This window comes from Methanofastidiosum sp. (assembly GCA_020854815.1).
GTDB lineage: Archaea > Methanobacteriota_B > Thermococci > Methanofastidiosales > Methanofastidiosaceae > Methanofastidiosum.
Genome location: JAHKLW010000015.1, coordinates 1 through 4,965, shown reverse-complemented (window position 1 = coordinate 4,965; position 4,965 = coordinate 1). Strand labels below are relative to the sequence as shown.

The following is a 4,965-nucleotide window of genomic DNA, read 5'->3' as shown; positions in this document are numbered from 1 at the left end:
GAAGGCAATCTTTTTGTCGTTGAGCTTTGCCATACCCCAATAACATTTCCTCACGGGAAATGATTTTGGGATAAGACAATATGACATATAACCGAAAGAGTTATATAAGCTAAAAAGTATTATAATGTTGCACAGGTCGAAACTTCACTAGCCTAATGCTGAAGTAATTCCTTACTAGATTACTGGCCTCTAAATAACAGGCGTCAAAACTTGTTATCTATGCTTTGTGTCCATTAAGGCATATGCTCTGGTAATGGTCAAATCTTTAATCAAACACTCTGTTTGAAGGAAAGAGAAGAATGCTATATTCTTTTCATTTGTCTCCTTGGATTTGAATCGTTTCGAAACGTCGAAACAAGCTAGGGTCTTCACATAATCTGGTGAAGCGACAAACTGTGTACTTTTCTTTTTAATCTTCTTTTCTGATAGATTTTTTTCGACTCTGTAAATAACAATGTTGATAATCAACTATTTTCTTTATTATATAAATGAAAAATTTATATATTTAGAATCAACAATACTGACATAGGCGATAAAATGAATGTTTTTGAGAATGTAGAAGATAATTGGGAAATGGATACTCAAGCTTACACGGAAACATACACAAAAAAGATAACTTTGACTGGGGGTGATGGGGAAGAAATCAAATACAAACTTTGGTTAATTTCTGAGGGCAAGCCGTGTAAGAGGTGTGCAGGCGTTAGATTCAGGTATTTTGCTGAAGTGTGGGATGATCAAAATGGATGGATCCATTTACCTGCATATGACGACACCTACTACTGTTCAAATCACCACTGCGATGAAGACGGCTTGAAGCCTAGTGAATTTGAAAAACTATTTCAAAAAATACAACAGAATGCCAAAAGAATAGATTTAGATTGATTCTTTTTAGATTTATCCCTAGATTTGATTTAATTGATAAGAGGTGTATGCAATCAGGGATAAAGATTTGTTGCCCTACATCGTGGTGGGCCACTGACCAAAGACCATAATCATCAATTGATTAAATGGGCAAGGAATGCTCAGAGCATGTATTACTTCTTATGCAAGATAATATTGACAAACGTCTAATTCATGTACTACATGTTGCAGAAGATTGGGAAAAAGAAAAAACAACAGTCGGCGAAGCAAGAAAAGCCTCATTAGGGGGCATAGCAGTGGTAAATGAGTCATCAAATCCAATCATAACTGCTGTACTCTTTCGGTGGGGCATGTCGTAACAACTGCACATATGGCGGACCATTCAATAGGGGCTGCAGAATATGCACTTAAAGCAGTGAAACAATCTGGTAAATCAACTGAAGAAGAAAAAAATGACAAGATGAAAAATTAAGCCCAGAAATTACGGAGCTTATCTTAACTGCAAGAGAGAAAAAGAGATTGAAGATACCTAAAGAAAATTTTAAATGCTAGAAAGAATATTTTTTGACGGTGATTACAAATGGGAAAAGTTTTAGGATACCTCCTTTTATTTGTTGGATCAGTCAGCGCATTGTATACATTAATTAGCATATTGCAGGCCCCTAGCAATGATGCCCTGATAAATAATCTATTGGTGATAGTTATAGGCTTAGCCCTTGTTTCTCTTGGTCGGAAACAGATCCGGAAATAAGAAATGTTTAGAATTTATAGAAAAGGCCACACCCTAATCTTAAACCTAAGTCTATATCTTTTGACATTTATTTTTCTTAGGCCTTATTTGTTAAAATACTTCTGCCACTTTTTAGGAATAAATAAGTAAATATAATTGTAATTATTAATAAGATTTTAAGATTATAAAATTATTATCTTAAATTATTATATAAAATAGTTAAATTCAAGCTATATAGATTATTATAAATCTAATTTTAACTTATATTTATAAAATTAAACATATTTTGCCTTATTTTTTGATTTAGAGTTACCAAAAGACTTAAAAGGCTTGTATTTTTTATAAATGTATGGGGTGATTTGATATGGAAAATGAAACAAAAGAAAAATATATGCATGAAGGTTATAAATTAATATCTGAAAAAAAGTATGAAGAAGCAATTGAAAAGTTTGACAAGATAATTGAGATAGATCCGAACTTCCTAGAAGCTTTGGCTTTCAAGGGAAATGCACTTTTTATGCAAGGAAATCACGCAGACGCTTTGGAATATTATAACAAGACTTTGGAATTAGAGCCCAATCTAGGGGCCATATGGTTTAATAAAGGTGTGGCCCTCCAAAATCTTGAAAGGCACGTTGAAGCCAAAGAGAGTTTTCAAAAGGCCATGGAATTAGAGCCTTCACTATTTGAATAAATTTATGTTTATTTTTCTGTTTTTAATTGAATTTATCTTTTATCTAATAGGGCCAAACTAAACACTTTAACTATCCTTGATTACTTCTATAGCTTTTAAAGCACTTTTTTCTTTATCCTTGATTTCAAGCATTATGTCAAAATCATGCCCTCTAGTTTCTTCTAAGTATCCTCTGAAATTTTCTATATCAATATGGGGCACATGCTTTCCAAATCTTTCATTTGGCGCTTGTGAGCTATAATCTGTCATTAGTATGCCATCTTGTGTTTTCCATGTTCTTTGAGATAACTCTACAGCCTCTTTCATCGTTTCGCCATTATTCAGACAACTATGATGAAAAGAATCAAAAATAACTGGAACGTCTGTTTTTTTAGATACCGAAAGACAATCTTTAAGAGAATATAATTTTTCATCGTTTTCTATGGCCAATCTTTTCTTAATAAAATCTGGAAGTTTTTTGTAGTTGTCTACAAATCTATCGATTGCAGAATCTTTGTCCCCATAAACACCCCCCACATGAATCTGCACCTTGGCCGTTTCATCAAGACCCATTAAATCCAAAACTTCACAATGCCATTTTAAATCCAGAATGCTCTTTCTAACGATTGACTCGTTGTTCGAATTTATCAATATAAACTGGTCAGGGTGCATTGAGATCCTAATGTCGTTTTTTAATATGAAAGTTCCAATGTTTTGAAATCTTTCTTTAAAATATTCTTGCCAATTAAAAGTGCATACAGGGTGGCTTGCAAAAGGGATTAAGTCTGAACTTATTCTAAAGAAGAGCAAATCATTATCTAAATTGTATCTTAGTATCTTACCAAGGCAATCAAGATTATTGGTAACTTTTTCAATTAGATTACTTTCAGAATAATTTGCCAATCGAAAGGTAGAATTTGCTGTACATCCAATGCTTCTGTTTATACAGGGGTATCCTATTTTCATATTAAAATATAGGTATCTTTTAATCTTAATAAATATTTTCCAGTTAAATGCTCAATTAGGTTCCTTTTCTAAAGTAGACCAAGTTAAATATAGAGGATATAAATAAAGAAAAATGAATAATGAAAATAATGAGGGCCACATCAAATTGGATAAAACTTATCTTAATCTTGACAATATTTTTTACACGCTACAGGATCCACTACCTGTAAAGGGGCCAAGCATTTTTTATTATAATAAAGAATTGGCTAAAAAACTTAATATTAAGCTTACCGAGAAGGAAATCATTGATTACTTCTCAGGTAACAAGATAATCCCAAATACAAAGCCTTTTGCCCAGGCATATGCAGGCCATCAATTTGGCTATTTTACAGTACTTGGAGATGGAAGAGCAATTATTTTAGGCGAAATTCTGTTCAAAGACAAACTATACGATATACAGCTAAAGGGCTCTGGGAGGACACCTTATAGCCGGGGTGGGGACGGACGTGCAACACTTCCAGCAATGCTTAGAGAATACTTGATAAGTGAGGCAATACACTATTTGAAAATACCGACCACAAGAAGTTTGTGCGTCATCGAAACTAAGGACAAATTATACCGACAAACAGAGCAATCAGGAGCTGTGCTGACACGAATAGCCGAAAGTCATATACGAATAGGCACTTTTGAGTATGCATCTCTTTTGGAAATAAAACAACTCAAGCAATTGCTTAATTATACAATAGAAAGACATTACCCTGAATTAAAAAGTGACAATAATCCTGCAGAGGCATTATTAAAAAAAGTCATGGATAGACAAATAAAACTAATAGTAGAATGGCTCCGAATAGGCTTCATCCATGGCGTCATGAACACTGACAATACAAGCATAGCTGGAGAAACAATAGATTATGGGCCATGCGCATTTATGAATTCCTACGATGAGAAAACAGTCTATAGTTCCATAGATAAACAGGGCAGATATTCATTTGGGAATCAGGCAAATATAATAAAATGGAATATTGCAAAATTTGCTGAAGCACTCCTCCCTCTAATCCATGAAAATGAAAGAGAAGCTATCAAAATTGCAGAGGAGATTATTAGCGAATTTGATGAAAAGTTCCAAAATGTATACATCAAAATGATGAGTAATAAATTGGGCCTTCTCTCAAAAAAAGAGGGGGATGAGAATATGATAATGGAACTTCTCACATTAATGAAGAAATACAAAATGGACTATACCAATACTTTTTTTAAGCTCTCGAAGAATGAAGATCCTTTCACCGAAGATGAAGGGAGGGATTGGTTTATTAGGTGGAAAGAGAGGGTAGCTAAACAAGACTCCTTAAAAACTCAGAAATTAATGCAGAGTAATAATCCTGTCATAGTACCTAGAAATCATCATGTTGAAAAAGCAATACTAGATAAGGGAGAATTTGAAAGATTACTTAAAGTGCTAAAAAGACCTTATGACTATAGCAATGTGGAGGAAGAGTTCCAAAAGCCGCCTGAGTCGGAAATTGGATACAAGACTTACTGTGGAACGTAATTGTATTTATACATTATATATTAATTAGAAAGAGTTATATATCGCATTTTCTGAGGTTTCTATACGAAAAGGTGGTAAAATGGAAACAATATATTTGGCCAAATGGGAAAGTAGATTCTGGGCATGGCTTATTGATATCATATTGGTAGGTGTAGTATCAAATTTTCTTTCAAATTATCTAGGATTTTTGGGCGGCTTTGGTTTCGT

At 33.5% G+C, this 4,965-nt stretch carries 6 protein-coding genes and 1 pseudogene; 5 read left to right on the top strand and 2 right to left on the bottom strand.

Annotated features, from left to right (window positions below):
• Nucleotides 1–213: 213 nt before the first annotated feature.
• Nucleotides 214–468: a hypothetical protein gene (locus KO464_01380; GenBank protein MCC7572023.1), complete on the bottom strand. Its 255-nt coding sequence runs from the start codon at nucleotides 466–468 to the stop codon at nucleotides 214–216.
• Between the two features lie 69 nt (nucleotides 469–537).
• On the opposite strand from KO464_01380, the gene KO464_01375 reads away from it, so the two are divergent.
• The 4 genes and pseudogenes from KO464_01375 to KO464_01360 all read left to right on the top strand — a co-directional run bounded on the left by KO464_01375 (nucleotide 538) and on the right by KO464_01360 (nucleotide 2,285).
• A complete protein-coding gene (locus KO464_01375; GenBank protein ID MCC7572022.1) occupies nucleotides 538–882 on the top strand; it encodes a hypothetical protein in 345 nt (114 codons plus the stop codon).
• Nucleotides 883–975: 93 nt separating this feature from the next.
• Nucleotides 976–1,413 (top strand): annotated as a pseudogene (locus KO464_01370) (hypothetical protein).
• A 28-nt stretch (nucleotides 1,414–1,441) separates the two neighbouring features.
• A complete protein-coding gene (locus KO464_01365) occupies nucleotides 1,442–1,612 on the top strand; it encodes a hypothetical protein (GenBank protein ID MCC7572021.1) in 171 nt (56 codons plus the stop codon).
• 343 nt (nucleotides 1,613–1,955) lie between these two features.
• The gene (locus tag KO464_01360; GenBank protein MCC7572020.1) at nucleotides 1,956–2,285 is read left to right on the top strand and encodes a tetratricopeptide repeat protein; all 330 of its coding nucleotides are present in this window, start codon (nucleotides 1,956–1,958) and stop codon (nucleotides 2,283–2,285) included.
• A 66-nt stretch (nucleotides 2,286–2,351) separates the two neighbouring features.
• On the opposite strand, the gene uvsE is transcribed toward KO464_01360, so the two are convergent.
• Nucleotides 2,352–3,230 (bottom strand): UV DNA damage repair endonuclease UvsE, encoded by an 879-nt coding sequence (uvsE, locus tag KO464_01355; protein ID MCC7572019.1) that lies wholly within the window; start codon nucleotides 3,228–3,230, stop codon nucleotides 2,352–2,354.
• A gap of 112 nt (nucleotides 3,231–3,342) precedes the next feature.
• Here uvsE and KO464_01350 point away from each other — a divergent pair, with 112 nt between their 5' ends.
• Entirely contained in the window at nucleotides 3,343–4,758 is a 1,416-nt protein-coding gene (locus KO464_01350) for a YdiU family protein (protein MCC7572018.1), read from the top strand.
• Nucleotides 4,759–4,965: the final 207 nt, after the last annotated feature.